The organism is Metapseudomonas resinovorans, from assembly GCF_002003485.1.
Taxonomy (GTDB): Bacteria; Pseudomonadota; Gammaproteobacteria; order Pseudomonadales; family Pseudomonadaceae; genus Metapseudomonas; species Metapseudomonas resinovorans_D.
On the sequence record NZ_BDMA01000019.1, the window covers coordinates 38,788 to 55,148 of the forward strand.

Consider the following 16,361-nt stretch of genomic DNA (forward strand, 5'->3'; position numbering starts at 1 on the left):
CGTTGAGGGGCTTGCGAAGATGATGCCGACCCTGGGAATCACCGACCTCTGGACCTACGTCCTGGGGACGCTGTTCATCGTCCTGCTGCCTGGGCCGAACTCGCTGTTCGTGCTCGCCACTGCCGCCCAGCGCGGCGTGGCTGCCGGCTACCGGGCGGCCAGCGCGGTGTTCATCGGGGATGCGATCCTGATGCTGTTGTCGGCACTGGGAATCGCCTCGCTGCTCAAGGCCGAACCAATGCTGTTCCTCGGCCTGAAGTACGTTGGCGCCGGCTACCTGTTCTATCTCGGTGTCGGCATGCTCAGGGGTGGCTGGCAGAAGTTGCGCCAGCCGGTCGAGCAGGCTGCTCCGGTGAAGGACATGGACGTCAACCAGCCGTTCCGCAAGGCACTGCTGCTGAGCCTGTCCAATCCCAAGGCGATCCTCTTCTTTGTGTCCTTCTTCATCCAGTTCGTCGATCCGGGATACGCCTACCCCGGAGTGTCGTTCCTGGTGCTGGGCACAATCCTCGAAGTCATCAGCGCCCTGTATTTGAGTTTCCTGATTTTCTCCGGTGTACGCCTGGCGGCCTGGTTCCGCCGGCGGCAACGGCTGGCTGCCGGCGCCTCGAGCGGCGTTGGCGCCCTGTTCGTCGGCTTTGGCGTGAAGCTGGCGACCGCAACCCTGTCCTGAATATTGCAACGAGAGTCCCATGCCCAAGCGTACAGACATCAAGAGCATCCTGATCCTCGGTGCCGGCCCCATCGTGATCGGCCAGGCCTGCGAGTTCGACTATTCCGGCGCTCAGGCCTGCAAGGCCCTGAAGGAAGAAGGCTTCCGCGTCATCCTGGTGAACTCCAACCCGGCCACCATCATGACCGACCCGGCCATGGCCGACGCCACCTACATCGAGCCTATCAAGTGGGCGACCGTCGCCAAGATCATCGAGAAAGAGCGTCCTGACGCGCTGCTGCCCACCATGGGTGGCCAGACTGCGCTGAACTGCGCCCTCGACCTCGAGCGCCATGGCGTGCTCGAGAAGTTTGGCGTGGAAATGATCGGTGCCAATGCAGACACCATCGACAAGGCCGAAGACCGTTCGCGCTTCGACCGCGCGATGAAGGACATCGGCCTGGCTTGCCCGCGCTCGGGTATCGCCCACAGCATGGAAGAAGCCTACGGCGTGCTGGAGAAGGTCGGCTTCCCCTGCATCATCCGTCCCTCCTTCACCATGGGCGGCACCGGTGGTGGCATCGCCTACAACCGTGAAGAGTTCGAAGAGATCTGCGCCCGTGGCCTGGACCTGTCGCCAACCAGCGAGTTGCTGATCGACGAGTCGCTGATCGGCTGGAAGGAATACGAGATGGAGGTGGTCCGCGACAAGAAGGACAACTGCATCATCGTTTGCTCCATCGAGAACTTCGATCCCATGGGCGTGCACACCGGTGACTCCATCACCGTGGCCCCGGCCCAGACCCTGACCGACAAGGAATACCAGATCATGCGCAACGCCTCCCTGGCGGTGCTGCGTGAGATCGGCGTGGAAACCGGCGGTTCCAACGTCCAGTTCGGCATCTGCCCGAACACCGGCCGTATGGTCGTGATCGAGATGAACCCGCGTGTGTCGCGTTCCTCGGCCCTGGCTTCCAAGGCTACCGGCTTCCCGATCGCCAAGATCGCCGCGAAGCTGGCTGTCGGCTACACCCTCGACGAACTGTCCAACGACATCACCGGCGGCCGTACCCCAGCGTCCTTCGAGCCGGCCATCGACTACGTCGTGACCAAGGTTCCGCGTTTCGCCTTCGAGAAGTTCCCCAAGGCCGACGCCCGCCTGACCACTCAGATGAAGTCCGTCGGTGAGGTAATGGCCATCGGCCGCACCTTCCAGGAGTCGATGCAGAAAGCCCTGCGCGGCCTGGAAGTCGGCGTTGCCGGTTTCGATCCGAAGCTTGATCTGAACGATCCGGAAGCTGAAAGCACGCTGCGTCGTGAGCTGACTGTACCCAGCGCCGACCGCATCTGGTATGTGGCCGATGCCTTCCGCGCCGGTAAAACCATTGCCGAAGTATTCGAACTGACTCGCATCGACGAGTGGTTCCTGGTTCAGATTGAAGACCTGGTCAAGGATGAGGCGACTGTACAGACCCTTGGCCTGTCCGCCCTCGACCGCGATCTGATGTTCAAGCTCAAGCGCAAGGGCTTCTCCGATGCGCGTCTGGCCAAGCTGCTCGGTGTTTCCGAGAAGAGCCTGCGTGCCCATCGCCACAAGCTCAAGGTGCTGCCGGTGTATAAGCGCGTAGATACTTGCGCCGCCGAGTTCGCCACCGACACCGCCTACATGTATTCGACCTACGAGGAAGAGTGCGAGGCCAACCCGTCGAGTCGCGACAAGATCATGATTCTCGGTGGTGGCCCCAACCGCATCGGTCAGGGCATCGAGTTCGACTATTGCTGCGTGCACGCGGCACTGGCCATGCGTGAAGACGGTTACGAGACCATCATGGTCAACTGCAACCCGGAAACCGTCTCCACCGACTACGACACTTCCGACCGCCTGTACTTCGAGCCGGTAACCCTGGAAGACGTGCTGGAGATCGTCCGCGTCGAGCAGCCGAAAGGCGTCATCGTCCAGTACGGCGGTCAAACTCCGCTGAAGATCTGCCGCGCCTTGGAAGAAGCCGGCGTGCCGATCATTGGTACCAGCCCCGAGGCCATCGACCGCGCGGAAGACCGCGAGCGCTTCCAGCAGATGGTACAGCGCCTCGGTCTGCGCCAGCCGGCTAACGCCACTGCGCGCAGCGAAGATGAAGCCCTGGCCCTGTCGAAGAACATCGGTTATCCGATGGTGGTGCGCCCGTCCTACGTACTGGGCGGCCGCGCGATGGAAATCGTTTACCAGGAAGAAGAGCTCAAGCGCTACATGCGTGAAGCGGTGAAGGTGTCCAACGACAGCCCGGTGTTGCTGGATCGCTTCCTCAACTGCGCCATCGAAGTGGATGTGGATGCGGTGAGCGACGGTGAGAGCGTGGTGATTGGCGCAATCATGCAGCACATCGAGCAGGCTGGCGTTCACTCTGGTGACTCCGCGTGCTCGCTGCCGCCGTACTCGCTGCCGAAGCACATCCAGGACGAGATTCGTGACCAGGTCAAGAAAATGGCCCTGGAACTGGGTGTGGTTGGCCTGATGAACGTGCAGATGGCGGTGCAGGGCGAGGACATCTTCGTGATCGAAGTGAACCCGCGTGCTTCGCGTACCGTTCCGTTCGTTTCCAAGTGCGTGGGCGAGTCGCTGGCCAAGGTTGCCGCGCGTGTCATGGCAGGCAAGAGCCTGGCCGAGGCCGGCTACCAGGAAGAGATCATCCCGCCGTTCTTCAGCGTCAAGGAGGCGGTGTTCCCGTTCGCCAAGTTCCCGGGCGTCGACCCGATCCTCGGCCCGGAAATGAAGTCCACTGGTGAAGTGATGGGCGTTGGTGACAGCTTCGGTGAAGCCTTCGCCAAGGCGCAGCTGGGTGCCAGCGAGATTCTGCCGAACTCGGGTTGTGCATTCATCAGCGTGCGCGAAGATGACAAGCCGGAAGCCGTTCAGGTCGCACGTGATCTGGTCGCGCTGGGCTTCGAAGTCGTTGCCACCGCCGGTACCGCCAAGGTGATCGAGGCCGCTGGTCTGCCGGTACGCCGTGTGAACAAGGTGACTGAAGGTCGTCCGCATGTCGTCGACATGATCAAGAACGATGAGGTCACCCTGATCATCAATACCACCGAGGGGCGTCAGTCGATTGCCGACTCCTACTCGATTCGTCGTAACGCCCTGCAGCACAAGATCTACTGCACCACCACCATCGCGGCTGGTCAGGCGGTCTGTGAAGCGCTCAAGTTCGGTTCCGAGAAAACCGTTCGCCGGCTGCAGGATCTGCATGCAGGGATCAAGGCATGAATAAGTACCCCATGACTGTCCAGGGCGCTCGCGCCCTGGAAGAGGAGCTGACTCATCTGACCAAAGTGATGCGCCCGCAACTGAGTCAGGCCATCGGTGAAGCGCGTGAGCTGGGTGATCTCAAGGAAAACGCTGAATACCATGCGGCGCGCGAGCAGCAGGGCATGGTCGAGGCGCGTATCCGTGATATCGAAGGCCGCCTGCAGAATTCGGTGGTCATCGATGTCACCAGCATCGCTCATACCGGCAAGGTGATTTTCGGCACCACGGTGGATATCGCCAACGTCGAAACCGACGAGGCCGTTACCTACCAGATCGTTGGCGACGATGAAGCCGACATCAAGAAAGGCAAGCTGTCGGTCAGCTCTCCCATTGCTCGTGCCCTGGTGGGCAAGGAAGAAGGGGACGTGGTGACCGTCAAGACTCCGAGCGGCATCGTTGAGTACGAGATTGTCGAAGTCCGCCACGTCTAAGCGTTATCGGGCCGGCGCCATTGCCTGGCAGCTGGCCCAGACCTTCTGGGTAGGTGGTCTCTGGCTGCTGCATTTCGTCATGCTGCCGGCGCTGGGCCAGATTGGTCTGGCACCCATGCTGGTCGATGAAGTGTCTGCGGGTCTGCGACCCCTGCTGGTAGCCTTTGCCGGATTCTGCGCACTGCTCCAGGCCCTGCTGCTGATTCAGCATGTAGGGCTTGCGCGTCTCTGGCGTGATGCGCGCGCGCAATTGCTCGCCGCGGTGCTGGCTCTGGTGGCGGCGTTTCTGCTGGTGCGCTTCTGGATGCCGGAGGCGGCTTACTGGCTGAATTTCAGCTATCTGTCGCTGGCCTTCTGTGGCCTGCTGCTGGTGATCCAGCCTTTGCCAGTGAAATTGGCGGAGGGCCGGGCGCGCTGAGTGCGCGCCCTGGCAGGGGAATCAGAGCCCGCTGAAACGGCTGATGTTGGAGAGGTTGCGGTTCGGCTTGGGGTTGCGGCGATAGACCAGCGCCATCTTGCCAATGATCTGGACCAGTTCGCAGTTCCCGGCGGAGCAGAGCTCGTCGATCAGGGCGCGGCGGTCATCACGCTCAATGATGCGGAACTGGACCTTGATCAGTTCGTGATCGTTCAGCGCGCGCTCCAGTTCGGCCAGAACACCCTCGGTCAGGCCGTTTTCGGCCACCGTCAATACCGGTTTCAGGTGATGACCGATAGATTTGTATTGCTTCTTGTGCTCCGGTGAGAGCGCCATAATCAGACCCCTGCGAAAAAAGGCTGCTAGTTTACCCGAGTGATTCCGGGGCGCACAGCCGAACACGAGGTATACCGTGGCCCGTTCCAAGAGTAGTCAGCAATGGCTGCGAAGACATATCGACGACCCATACGTCAAAATGGCGCAGAAGGACGGTTATCGTTCCCGCGCCAGCTATAAATTGCTCGAAATCCAGGAAAAGGACCGCATCCTGCGGCCTGGCATGACCGTCGTCGACCTCGGTGCGGCACCCGGCGGCTGGTCCCAGGTGACTAGCCGGGTGATCGGTGATCGCGGTCGGTTGATCGCTTCCGACATTCTGGAAATGGATAGCATTCCTGACGTGACCTTCATTCAGGGTGACTTCACCGATGATGAAGTCCTCGTACGCATCCTCGAGGCGATCGGTGATAACCCGGTAGACCTTGTGATTTCCGATATGGCCCCCAATATGAGTGGCGTAAGGGCCTCCGACCAGCCGCGCTCCATGTTTCTCTGTGAGTTGGCGCTGGACCTGGCGAGTCGTACTCTGCGCCCGGGTGGCGATTTTCTGATCAAAATCTTCCAGGGCGAAGGTTTTGACGTCTACCACAAGCAGGTGCGCGAGCTGTTCGACAAGGTACAGATGCGCAAGCCGCTTTCGTCGCGTGACAGCTCCCGCGAGCAATACCTGCTCGCGCGCGGCTTCCGTGGGGAATAGACTGCAACGGGAACCTGACCAATCGGTTCCCCTTTGCGGGAGCTGGATAGTGCAGGGAGGCCGCGAGGTCTCATAAAGGGTTACAGACGGCGTCTGCCAGGGGCAGGGGTTGTGTAGTAAGTTAGGCCGATTAATCACCAGCCGTCATGCGGGCTGCGCTCCAGGAAGGAGCCCGTTCCAGAGGGTAGCTAATTGAACGATATGGCAAAAAATCTCATCCTGTGGCTGATCATCGCCGCCGTCCTTGTTACGGTGATGAACAATTTCTCCAGTCCAAGCGAACCGCAGACACTCAACTACTCGGAATTCATCGAGCAGGTTAAGGAAGGCAAGGTCGAACGAGTGACCGTCGATGGCTTCGTCATCACCGGCAAGCGCAACGATGGCGAGCCCTTCAAAACGATTCGTCCGGCGATTCAGGATGGCGGCCTGATTGGCGACCTGATCGACAATAACGTGATCATCGAAGGCAAGCAGCCTGAACAGCAGAGCATCTGGACCCAGCTCCTCGTGGCGAGCTTCCCGATTCTGGTGATCATCGCCGTCTTCATGTTCTTCATGCGCCAGATGCAGGGCGGCGGCGGCGGTCGCGGCGGCCCGATGAGCTTTGGCAAGAGCAAGGCGCGCCTGCTGTCGGAAGACCAGGTCAAGACCACTTTCGCCGACGTCGCCGGTTGCGATGAGGCGAAAGAAGAAGTCAGCGAACTGGTGGAATTCCTTCGCGATCCGGGCAAGTTCCAGCGCCTGGGCGGTCGTATCCCGCGCGGCGTACTGATGGTTGGTCCGCCCGGCACCGGTAAGACCCTGTTGGCCAAGGCCATCGCAGGCGAGGCCAAGGTGCCATTCTTCACGATTTCCGGCTCTGACTTCGTCGAAATGTTCGTCGGTGTGGGCGCGTCCCGTGTCCGTGACATGTTCGATCAGGCCAAGAAACACGCTCCATGCATCATCTTCATCGATGAGATCGACGCTGTTGGTCGCCATCGTGGTGCCGGCCTGGGTGGCGGTCACGACGAGCGTGAACAGACCCTCAACCAGTTGCTGGTGGAGATGGACGGCTTCGAAATGAACGACGGCATCATCGTGATCGCCGCCACCAACCGTCCTGACGTGCTCGACCCGGCTCTGCTGCGCCCTGGTCGCTTTGACCGTCAGGTGGTCGTGGGCCTTCCGGACATCCGTGGCCGTGAGCAGATCCTCAAAGTGCACATGCGCAAGGTGCCCATGGGCGACGACGTCGATCCTGCCGTCATCGCGCGTGGTACTCCGGGCTTCTCCGGTGCCGACTTGGCCAACCTGGTCAACGAAGCCTCCCTGTTCGCCGCTCGCGTCAACAAGCGCCTCGTCGAAATGAAAGAGTTCGAGCTGGCCAAGGACAAGATCATGATGGGCGCCGAGCGCAAGTCCATGGTCATGTCCGAGAAAGAGAAGCTGAACACCGCGTTCCATGAGGCGGGTCACGCCATCGTCGGTCGCCTGGTGCCGGAACATGATCCTGTCTACAAGGTATCGATCATTCCGCGTGGTCGTGCCCTGGGCGTGACCATGTTCCTCCCCGAGGAAGACCGCTACAGTCTGTCCAAGCGCGCGCTGACCAGCCAGATCTGTTCGCTGTTCGGCGGCCGTATCGCCGAGGAGATGACCCTGGGCTTCGATGGGGTCACTACGGGCGCCTCCAACGACATCATGCGTGCCACCCAGATCGCTCGGAACATGGTTACCAAGTGGGGCCTGTCCGAGAAACTCGGTCCGCTGATGTACGCGGAAGAGGAGGGCGAGGTGTTCCTTGGCCGCAGCGCTGGCTCGCAGCACGCGAATTTGTCGGGTGAAACCGCCAAGCTGATCGACCAGGAAGTTCGTCGCATCATCGACGAGAGCTATACCACCGCGAAGAACCTGCTGATGGAAAATCGCGACAAGCTCGATGCGATGGCTGAAGCCCTGATGAAGTACGAAACCATCGACTCCGAGCAGATCGACGACATCATGTCGGGTCGCACTGTGCGCGAGCCCAAGGATTGGCAAGGTGGTTCCGGTGCTTCCGGCACTCCCGCCCCGCGTGAAGATGCCAAGCGCCCTGAAACCCCCATCGGCGGGCCGGCTGGCGAACACTAAGGCCTGTAGATGAAGTCAGTGCAGTACCAGACCCGGTTGCCTTGCGGCAGCCGGGTTCTTGATTTGGCCCAGCCGCAGGTCATGGGCATCCTCAACGTCACCCCTGATTCCTTCTCCGACGGCGGCCGTTTCAATGCGCGTGACGCAGCATTGCGTCATGCCGAGGAAATGGTGACTGCTGGCGCGACCCTGATCGATGTCGGCGGTGAGTCGACTCGCCCGGGCGCTCGCCCCGTGTCCCCGACCGAGGAGCTCGAGCGCGTAGCGCCTGTGGTCGAAGCCATCGCCCGCGAGCTGGATGTGGTCATCTCCCTGGACACGTCGACCCCCGCAGTGATTCGTGAAGGTGCCCGGCTGGGCGCCGGCATGATCAACGATGTGCGTTCATTGCGTCGTGATGGCGCCCTGGACGCCGCAGCCGATACTGGCTTGGCGGTCTGTCTGATGCATATGCTCGGTGAGCCGGGCAACATGCAGCAGGATCCGCACTATGGCGATGTTGTGCGCGAAGTCGGTGAATTCCTTTCCGAGCGCATGCGGGCTTGCCTGGCTGTGGGTATTCCAGAAGATCGCATAGTCCTGGATCCGGGCTTTGGCTTTGCCAAGACCCTGGCTCACAATCTCAGCCTGTTCAAGCATATGGAGGCCCTGCATGAGCTTGGGCGTCCATTGCTGGTTGGGGTTTCGCGCAAAAGCATGATTGGCCAGACGCTGGGACGGGAAGTTCAGCAGCGTCTCCCTGGCAGTCTCGCGCTGGCCGCCCTTGCCGTGGCCAAGGGCGCACGCATCGTGCGTGTACACGATGTCGCAGAGACGGTCGACGCAGTACGCATGATCGCCGCGGTACAAGCGGCGGAATAAGACAATACGGAGCACCCCATGAGTAGAAAGTATTTTGGCACCGACGGTATTCGTGGCCATGTCGGGCAGTTCCCGATTACTCCAGAATTCATGCTCAAGCTTGGTTGGGCGGCCGGTATGGCGTTTCGCAAACAGGGCAAGTGCCGCATCCTGATCGGCAAGGACACGCGGATTTCCGGTTACATGTTCGAGTCCGCGCTTGAGGCCGGTCTGCTGGCTGCCGGTGCCGACGTGATGCTCCTCGGCCCCATGCCGACTCCAGCTATTGCTTATCTGACTCGCACCTTCCTGGCGGATGCGGGCATCGTCATCAGTGCTTCGCACAACCCGCATCACGACAACGGCATCAAGTTCTTCTCCGGCAAGGGCACCAAACTCTCGGATGAAGTCGAGCTGATGATTGAAGAGCTACTCGATCAGCCGATGACCGTGGTTGATTCGGCTCAGTTGGGCAAGGTATCCCGCATCAACGACGCCGCAGGCCGCTATATCGAGTTCTGCAAGAGCACTACTCCGATCAGCACCGACTTCGCGGGTCTCAAGGTGGTGGTGGATTGCGCCCACGGTGCCACTTACAAGGTTGCGCCAAACGTCTTTCGCGAATTGGGCGCCCAGGTCAGCGTACTGGCAGCGCAGCCCAATGGCCTGAATATCAATGACGATTGCGGCTCCACTCACATGAGCAGCCTGCAGGCGGCTGTCGTCGAGCAGAACGCGGACATTGGTATTGCCTTCGATGGTGACGGCGACCGCGTCCTGATGGTCGATCACACGGGTGCCGTGGTCGATGGCGACGAGCTGATTTATCTGATTGCCCGTGACCTGCATGGCCGTGACATGCTGAACGGCGGTGTCGTCGGTACCCTGATGAGCAATCTGGGTCTGGAACTGGCGTTCAAGGAGCTCGACATACCATTCGTGCGCGCCAAGGTCGGTGATCGCTACGTGATGAGCGAATTGCAAAACAATGGTTGGACGTTGGGCGGCGAGAATTCCGGCCATATCGTCTGCAGCCATTTCACCACGACGGGTGATGCAATCGTTGCCGCTTTGCAGGTGCTGCTGGCCTTGCAGCGCAGCGGTCAATCCCTCGCCGAAGCCCGTCAGGGCATGCGCAAGTGCCCTCAGGTGCTGATCAACGTCCGCTACGCAGGCGGCGATGTTGACCCGATCCATCATCCGGCCGTGCAGGATGCCTCTGCCCGTGTCACTTCCCAAATGGCAGGTCGCGGGCGTGTGCTTCTGCGCAAGTCCGGTACCGAGCCGCTGGTGCGTGTGATGGTCGAAGGCGACGACGAAAAGCTGGTGCGCGGCTACGCCGAGGAACTGGCCAAAGTCGTAACCGAGGTATGTGCTTGATTTCTCTTGCTTGTTGAAAATCTCTTGGGTAACATCTGCGCCCACTTTGATCGACGAGATAAAGCATGCGCCGACCTCTGGTAGCCGGTAACTGGAAAATGCACGGTACCCGCGCCAGCGTCGCAGAGCTGATCAAAGGCTTGCGCCAATTGGCCTTGCCTACTGGCGTCGAAGTTGCGGTAATGCCGCCCTGTCTGTACATCAATCAGGTCCTTCAAGGCCTGGACGGTAAGTCGATTGCCGTAGGTGCCCAGAATTGTGCGGTGGAGCCGGTGCAGGGAGCCCTCACCGGAGAGATCGCGGCAAGCCAGTTGGTAGACGTGGGTTGCAGCCTGGTTCTGGTTGGTCATTCGGAGCGACGCCTGATTCTGGGCGAAAGCGACGAAGTCGTGAGTCGCAAGTTCGCTGCTGCTCAATCCTGTGGTCTGATTCCGGTGCTATGCGTCGGTGAGACCCGGGAACAGCGCGAAGCCGGCAAGACGCTCGAGGTTGTGGGGCGTCAGCTGGGTAGCGTGATCGAAGAGCTTGGTGTGGGCGCATTTGCGCAAGCGGTAATTGCCTATGAGCCGGTTTGGGCCATTGGTACGGGGCTGACGGCCTCGCCGCAACAGGCGCAAGAGGTTCATGCGGCGATTCGCTCGCAACTTTCGGCGGAGAATGCTGAGGTTGCTCGCGGCGTACGAATTCTGTACGGCGGCAGTGTGAAGGCGGCCAGTGCGGCCGACTTGTTCGGCATGCCGGATATCGATGGGGGGCTGGTAGGTGGTGCCTCCCTGAATGCGGATGAGTTCGGTGCGATCTGTCGCGCCGCAGGAAGCTGACGAGATGCTGGAAACTGTCGTAATTGTGGTGCACTTGCTGGTTGCTCTGGGCGTTGTTGGTCTGGTGCTGGTTCAGCAGGGCAAGGGCGCGGATGCTGGTGCCTCCTTTGGCTCCGGTGCTTCGGCAACCGTATTCGGAAGCCAAGGTTCCGCTACCTTTTTGAGTCGAGTTACTGCTATACTCGCCGCGGTTTTTTTCATTACCAGCCTGGGTTTAGCGTTCTTCGCTAAAGAAAAGGCTGAGGCGCTGAGCAACGTAGGTCTGCCAGATCCGGCGGCCCTCGAAGTTCAACCCGCCAAGCCGGCAGCTGACGATGTGCCGGTGCTCGAAGAGCAAAAGCCAGCTACCCAGTCGGGTGATGTGCCGCAGGCTCCGGAGCAGAAGTAAGGCAAGTTTTGCCGAGGTGGTGGAATTGGTAGACACGCTACCTTGAGGTGGTAGTGGCCATAGGCTGTAGGGGTTCGAGTCCCCTCCTCGGTACCATACAAAGAGAAGGCCCGCAGTGATGCGGGCCTTTCTCTTCGCGGGATGTTCGGTTGACCACGCAAGGTGCTGGCCGTATACTCTCGCACCAGCTTTGACGCGGGGTGGAGCAGTCTGGTAGCTCGTCGGGCTCATAACCCGAAGGTCGTTGGTTCAAATCCAGCCCCCGCAACCAGTAGTCGCGAAGCCCCTTTTTAGGGGCTTTTTGCTAGCTGGACAGTTGACCTCCGATCACAGATCAGGCGGTTTTTGAAGGGATGGGCGTTTCGCCCATTTTTTATTTGCACAGCATGCGAGAGGCGATCAGGTGTCGAGCAAGCTAGAACAGTTGCAGGCCTTGTTGGCCCCGGTAGTCGAAGCGCTCGGTTATCAGTGCTGGGGCATCGAGTTCCTGTCTCAAGGGCGGCATTCCCTGCTGCGTATCTATATCGATCACGAAAACGGCATCCTGGTCGATGATTGCGAGAAGGTCAGTCGGCAGATCAGTGGTGTGCTCGATGTCGAGGACCCGATCAGCAACGAATACACCCTCGAAGTATCTTCGCCGGGCATGGATCGTCCGCTGTTCACCCTTGAACAGTTTGCGGCCCACGCTGGTGAGCTGGTCAAGATCAAGCTGCGTTCACCCTTCGAGGGGCGGCGCAATTTTCAAGGGCTTCTCCGCGGGGTGGAGGAGCAGGACGTGGTTGTTCTTATCGAAGACCGCGAGTTCCTCCTGCCGATCGAGTTGATCGACAAGGCCAACATCATTCCCCGTTTTGACTGAGACGCGGATCCCGCGGATCCAATGGATTGCGAAAGGCGAGGCGTACGATGAGCAAAGAAGTACTGCTGGTTGTTGAGTCGGTATCCAATGAAAAGGGTGTACCGGCTGGCGTTATTTTCGAGGCGCTGGAGCTGGCCCTGGCCACTGCTACCAAGAAGCGTTTTGAAGACGAGGTCGACCTGCGAGTGTCGATCAATCGTCAGAGCGGTATCTACGACACTTTCCGTCGCTGGACTGTGGTCGAGGAAGACGATTTCGAGGATCCGGCCATCCAGCTGACCCTCGATCAGGCTCAGGCTCGCGATGAGCAGGCCAAGATTGGCGACATCATCGAAGAGAAGATCGACTCCATCGAGTTCGGTCGCATCGCTGCCCAGACCGCCAAGCAGGTCATCGTGCAGAAGGTGCGTGAAGCCGAGCGTGCTCAGGTAGTTGAAGCCTACCGCGAGAAGCTGGGTGACATCATTTTCGGTACCGTGAAGAAGGTCACTCGCGACAACGTGATCGTCGACCTGGGCAACAATGCCGAAGCGCTCCTGGCTCGCGAGGACATCATCGCTCGCGAAACTTTCCGCGTCGGTGCCCGTGTCCGTGCCCTGCTGAAGGAAATCCGCACCGAGAACCGCGGTCCGCAACTGATCCTGTCGCGTACTGCGCCGCAGATGCTGATCGAACTGTTCCGCATCGAAGTGCCGGAAATCGCCGAAGAGCTGATTGAAGTGATGGCTGCGTCCCGTGACCCGGGTTCGCGCGCCAAGATCGCTGTGCGCTCCAAGGACAAACGTATCGACCCGCAGGGCGCCTGCATCGGCATGCGCGGTTCCCGCGTCCAGGCCGTATCCGGTGAACTGGGTGGCGAGCGCGTCGATATCGTCCTGTGGGACGACAACCCTGCACAGTTCGTGATCAACGCCATGGCTCCGGCCGAAGTGGTGGCGATCATCGTCGACGAAGATGCCCACGCGATGGACATCGCCGTTGCCGAAGACAACCTGGCCCAGGCCATTGGTCGTGGTGGCCAGAACGTGCGGTTGGCCAGCCAACTGACCGGCTGGACCCTCAACGTGATGACCGAAGCGGACATCCAGGCCAAGCAGCAAGCCGAAACCGGCGACATCCTGCGTGCCTTCGTTGACGAGCTGGAAGTGGACGAAGAGCTGGCCCAGGTACTGGTTGAAGAAGGTTTCACCAGCCTGGAAGAAATCGCCTACGTGCCCATGGAAGAAATGCTCAGCATCGACGGCTTCGACGAGGACATCGTCAACGAGCTGCGTGCGCGCGCGAAGGACCGCCTGCTGACCAAGGCTATCGCAACCGAAGAGAAGCTGGCGGACGCCCAGCCTGCCGAAGACCTGCTTTCCCTGGAAGGCATGGACAAGGACCTGGCTGTTGAACTCGCCGTACGTGGCGTTATTAATCGCGAAGATCTGGCCGAGCAATCGATCGACGACCTGCTCGACATCGACGGCATGGACGAAGAGCGTGCCGGCAAGCTGATCATGGCCGCCCGAGCCCACTGGTTCGAGTAAGTTTCGCGGCCTGAGGAGAGAAGTGCATGACGCAAGTCACGGTGAAAGAACTGGCCCAAGTGGTCGATACACCGGTGGAGCGCCTGCTGCTGCAGATGCGCGAGGCGGGATTGCCGCACACCAGCGCCGAACAAGTTGTAACCGATAACGAGAAGCAGGCCCTGCTGGCTCATCTCAAGAGCAGCCACGGTGAGCGCCTGGAAGAGCCGCGCAAGATTACCCTGCAGCGCAAGACCACTACTACGCTGAGGGTCGCCGGTAGCAAGACCATCAACGTCGAAGTACGCAAGAAGAAAACCTACGTCAAGCGCAGCCCTGACGAGATCGAAGCTGAGCGTCAGCGCGAACTCGAAGAGCAGCGCGCGGCGGAAGAAGCTACTCGACTGAAGGCCGAGGAAGAAGCTCGTCAGCGTGCTGAAGAGGCTGCTCGTCGCGAAGCGGAAGCTCGTCCCAAGGTAGTGGCTGAAAGCGCTTCCGCGGAAGTCGCTGTTGCGGCTGGCGCGCCGGCTGCTGTTGCAGCTGCACCTGTGGCCGCTGCCACTGCGGCAGCTGCTCCTGCCCCGGCTGGCGCAGCTGCGGTGAACGGCGAGCGCAAGAAGGAAGAAGTTCGTCGTCCCGAGCGTGCTCGTGATGAAGACGATCGCCGCGACCGCAAGCATGCGCAGCACCGTCCTTCCCTCAAAGAGAAGGAAAAGGCTCCGGCTCCCCGAGTCGCGCCGCGTAGCACCGAGGAAGAGAGCGATTCCTTCCGTCGCGGTGGCCGAGGCGGCAAGTCCAAGCTGAAAAAGCGTAACCAGCACGGGTTCCAGAGCCCGACAGGACCTATCGTGCGTGAAGTCAGCATCGGCGAGACCATCACCGTGGCCGAACTGGCCGCGCAGATGACGGTCAAAGGCGCCGAAGTCGTCAAGTTCATGTTCAAGATGGGCACTCCGGTGACCATCAACCAGGTGCTCGATCGCGAGACCGCTCAGCTGATCGCCGAAGAGTTCGGCCACAAGGTCAAGCTGGTCAACGAGAACGCCCTGGAAGACCAGTTGGCTGAGTACCTGAAGTTCGAAGGCGAGGCCCTGACCCGTGCGCCGGTGGTGACCGTGATGGGTCACGTCGACCACGGCAAGACCTCCCTGCTCGACTACATCCGTCGTACCAAGGTGGCCAGCGGTGAGGCGGGTGGTATCACCCAGCACATTGGCGCCTACCACGTCGAAACCGATCGCGGCATGGTGACCTTCCTCGACACCCCTGGCCACGCGGCGTTCACGGCCATGCGTGCCCGTGGTGCCAAGGCCACCGACATCGTCATCCTGGTGGTGGCGGCCGACGACGGCGTGATGCCGCAGACCATTGAAGCGGTACAGCACGCGAAAGCGGCTGGCGTGCCGATCGTGGTCGCGGTCAACAAGATGGACAAGCCGGAAGCCAACCCGGACAACATCAAGAACGGCCTGGCCGCGCTGGATGTGATTCCGGAAGAGTGGGGCGGCGATACCCAGTTCGTACCTGTTTCGGCCAAGGCCGGTACCGGCGTCGACGAGCTGCTCGAAGCCGTGCTGCTGCAAGCCGAAGTCCTGGAACTCACCGCCACTCCGTCGGCCCCTGGCCGTGGTGTCGTGGTCGAGTCCCGCCTGGACAAGGGCCGTGGTCCGGTCGCTACCGTTCTGGTTCAGGACGGTACCCTGCGCCAGGGCGACATGGTTCTCTGCGGCGTCAACTATGGCCGTGTTCGCGCCATGCTCGACGAGAACGGCAAGCCGGTTAAAGAAGCCGGTCCGTCCATCCCTGTCGAGATCCTCGGCCTGGATGGCACTCCGGACGCCGGTGATGACCTGACCGTGGTCGCCGACGAGAAGAAAGCACGTGAAGTTGCCCTGTTCCGTCAAGGCAAGTTCCGCGAGGTCAAGCTGGCTCGCCAGCAGTCCTCCAAGCTGGAGAACATCTTCGAAAGCATGGGGCAGGACGAGAAGAAGACCCTCAACATCGTGCTCAAGTCCGATGTACGTGGTTCTCTCGAAGCCCTGCAGGGCGCCCTGGCCGATATCGGCAACGAAGAGGTCCAGGTGCGTGTTGTGGGTGGCGGCGTAGGTGGTATCACCGAGAGCGACGCCAACCTGGCGCTGGCGTCCAACGCCGTGCTGTTCGGCTTCAACGTGCGTGCCGATGCCGGTGCGCGCAAGATCGTCGAGCAGGAAGGTCTGGACCTGCGCTACTACAACATCATCTACGACATCATCGAAGACGTTAAGAAGGCACTGTCCGGCATGCTGGGCAGCGAAGTCCGGGAGAACATCCTGGGTATCGCCGAGGTGCGTGACGTGTTCCGCTCGCCGAAGTTCGGCGCGGTCGCCGGCTGCATGGTTACCGAGGGTCTGGTACACCGCAACCGTCCGATCCGCGTACTGCGCGACGATGTGGTGATCTTCGAAGGCGAACTGGAATCTCTGCGCCGCTTCAAGGACGACGTGTCCGAGGTGCGTGCCGGCATGGAGTGCGGTATCGGCGTGAAGAGCTACAACGACGTCAAAGTCGGCGACAAGATCGAAGTCTTCGAGAAGGTCCAGGTGGCGCGCACGCTGTAAGTGTCG

At 60.6% G+C, this 16,361-nt stretch carries 14 protein-coding genes and 2 tRNA genes; 15 read left to right on the forward strand and 1 reads right to left on the reverse strand.

The features are described 5' to 3' along the window. The first annotated feature begins 22 nt into the window (after window positions 1-22). Genes leuE through MnOB_RS05545 form a run of 4 tightly spaced genes read left to right on the forward strand, consistent with a single transcriptional unit; the run spans window position 23 to window position 4,805 of the window. Window positions 23-673: a leucine efflux protein LeuE gene (leuE, locus tag MnOB_RS05530; protein WP_107504032.1), complete on the forward strand. Its 651-nt coding sequence runs from the start codon at window positions 23-25 to the stop codon at window positions 671-673. Window positions 674-692: 19 nt separating this feature from the next. Beyond that, the gene (gene carB, locus MnOB_RS05535) at window positions 693-3,914 is read left to right on the forward strand and encodes a carbamoyl-phosphate synthase large subunit (protein ID WP_077522847.1); all 3,222 of its coding nucleotides are present in this window, start codon (window positions 693-695) and stop codon (window positions 3,912-3,914) included. Then, complete coding sequence (gene greA, locus MnOB_RS05540) at window positions 3,911-4,387, forward strand: transcription elongation factor GreA (RefSeq protein ID WP_077522849.1); 477 nt, start codon at window positions 3,911-3,913, stop codon at window positions 4,385-4,387. The genes carB and greA overlap by 4 nt, the downstream gene beginning before the upstream one ends. Beyond that, window positions 4,365-4,805: a DUF4149 domain-containing protein gene (locus tag MnOB_RS05545; RefSeq protein ID WP_077522851.1), complete on the forward strand. Its 441-nt coding sequence runs from the start codon at window positions 4,365-4,367 to the stop codon at window positions 4,803-4,805. Before greA ends, MnOB_RS05545 begins: the two co-directional genes overlap by 23 nt. A 21-nt stretch (window positions 4,806-4,826) precedes the next feature. Here MnOB_RS05545 and MnOB_RS05550 read toward each other — a convergent pair whose 3' ends face one another. After that, window positions 4,827-5,141, reverse strand: coding sequence for a YhbY family RNA-binding protein (locus MnOB_RS05550; protein WP_077522853.1), 315 nt, complete (start codon window positions 5,139-5,141; stop codon window positions 4,827-4,829). Window positions 5,142-5,217: 76 nt separating this feature from the next. Between MnOB_RS05550 and rlmE the strand changes: the two genes are divergently transcribed. The 11 genes from rlmE to infB all read left to right on the forward strand — a co-directional run bounded on the left by rlmE (window position 5,218) and on the right by infB (window position 16,355). Continuing rightward, window positions 5,218-5,841 (forward strand): 23S rRNA (uridine(2552)-2'-O)-methyltransferase RlmE, encoded by a 624-nt coding sequence (gene rlmE, locus MnOB_RS05555; protein WP_077522855.1) that lies wholly within the window; start codon window positions 5,218-5,220, stop codon window positions 5,839-5,841. Between the two features lie 201 nt (window positions 5,842-6,042). Next, complete coding sequence (gene ftsH / locus MnOB_RS05560) at window positions 6,043-7,956, forward strand: ATP-dependent zinc metalloprotease FtsH (RefSeq protein ID WP_077522857.1); 1,914 nt, start codon at window positions 6,043-6,045, stop codon at window positions 7,954-7,956. Between the two features lie 9 nt (window positions 7,957-7,965). Beyond that, window positions 7,966-8,817: a dihydropteroate synthase gene (folP, locus tag MnOB_RS05565; RefSeq protein ID WP_077522859.1), complete on the forward strand. Its 852-nt coding sequence runs from the start codon at window positions 7,966-7,968 to the stop codon at window positions 8,815-8,817. 18 nt (window positions 8,818-8,835) lie between these two features. Then, window positions 8,836-10,176 (forward strand): phosphoglucosamine mutase, encoded by a 1,341-nt coding sequence (gene glmM, locus MnOB_RS05570; RefSeq protein ID WP_077522861.1) that lies wholly within the window; start codon window positions 8,836-8,838, stop codon window positions 10,174-10,176. Window positions 10,177-10,241: 65 nt separating this feature from the next. Beyond that, the gene (gene tpiA / locus MnOB_RS05575; RefSeq protein ID WP_077522863.1) at window positions 10,242-10,997 is read left to right on the forward strand and encodes a triose-phosphate isomerase; all 756 of its coding nucleotides are present in this window, start codon (window positions 10,242-10,244) and stop codon (window positions 10,995-10,997) included. Between the two features lie 4 nt (window positions 10,998-11,001). Beyond that, complete coding sequence (secG, locus tag MnOB_RS05580; protein ID WP_077522865.1) at window positions 11,002-11,385, forward strand: preprotein translocase subunit SecG; 384 nt, start codon at window positions 11,002-11,004, stop codon at window positions 11,383-11,385. A gap of 10 nt (window positions 11,386-11,395) precedes the next feature. Continuing rightward, window positions 11,396-11,481 (forward strand) — tRNA-Leu (locus MnOB_RS05585). Window positions 11,482-11,579: 98 nt separating this feature from the next. Then, window positions 11,580-11,656: transfer RNA gene (locus MnOB_RS05590), tRNA-Met, on the forward strand. Between the two features lie 132 nt (window positions 11,657-11,788). Further along, the gene (gene rimP, locus MnOB_RS05595) at window positions 11,789-12,247 is read left to right on the forward strand and encodes a ribosome maturation factor RimP (RefSeq protein WP_077522867.1); all 459 of its coding nucleotides are present in this window, start codon (window positions 11,789-11,791) and stop codon (window positions 12,245-12,247) included. A 47-nt stretch (window positions 12,248-12,294) separates the two neighbouring features. Continuing rightward, complete coding sequence (gene nusA / locus MnOB_RS05600; protein WP_077522869.1) at window positions 12,295-13,776, forward strand: transcription termination factor NusA; 1,482 nt, start codon at window positions 12,295-12,297, stop codon at window positions 13,774-13,776. 26 nt (window positions 13,777-13,802) lie between these two features. Beyond that, entirely contained in the window at window positions 13,803-16,355 is a 2,553-nt protein-coding gene (gene infB, locus MnOB_RS05605; RefSeq protein ID WP_077522871.1) for a translation initiation factor IF-2, read from the forward strand. Window positions 16,356-16,361: the final 6 nt, after the last annotated feature.

Excerpts from the sequence above, each read along its gene's own strand:
- leuE (WP_107504032.1), top strand. The coding sequence starts at position 23 with ATGCCGACCCTGGGAATCACCGACCTCTGGACCTACGTCCTGGGGACG.
- carB (WP_077522847.1), top strand. The coding sequence starts at position 693 with ATGCCCAAGCGTACAGACATCAAGAGCATCCTGATCCTCGGTGCCGGC.
- greA (WP_077522849.1), top strand. The coding sequence starts at position 3,911 with ATGAATAAGTACCCCATGACTGTCCAGGGCGCTCGCGCCCTGGAAGAG.
- MnOB_RS05550 (WP_077522853.1), bottom strand. The coding sequence starts at position 5,141 with ATGGCGCTCTCACCGGAGCACAAGAAGCAATACAAATCTATCGGTCAT.
- ftsH (WP_077522857.1), top strand. The coding sequence starts at position 6,043 with ATGGCAAAAAATCTCATCCTGTGGCTGATCATCGCCGCCGTCCTTGTT.
- folP (WP_077522859.1), top strand. The coding sequence starts at position 7,966 with ATGAAGTCAGTGCAGTACCAGACCCGGTTGCCTTGCGGCAGCCGGGTT.
- glmM (WP_077522861.1), top strand. The coding sequence starts at position 8,836 with ATGAGTAGAAAGTATTTTGGCACCGACGGTATTCGTGGCCATGTCGGG.
- tpiA (WP_077522863.1), top strand. The coding sequence starts at position 10,242 with ATGCGCCGACCTCTGGTAGCCGGTAACTGGAAAATGCACGGTACCCGC.
- secG (WP_077522865.1), top strand. The coding sequence starts at position 11,002 with ATGCTGGAAACTGTCGTAATTGTGGTGCACTTGCTGGTTGCTCTGGGC.
- nusA (WP_077522869.1), top strand. The coding sequence starts at position 12,295 with ATGAGCAAAGAAGTACTGCTGGTTGTTGAGTCGGTATCCAATGAAAAG.
- infB (WP_077522871.1), top strand. The coding sequence starts at position 13,803 with ATGACGCAAGTCACGGTGAAAGAACTGGCCCAAGTGGTCGATACACCG.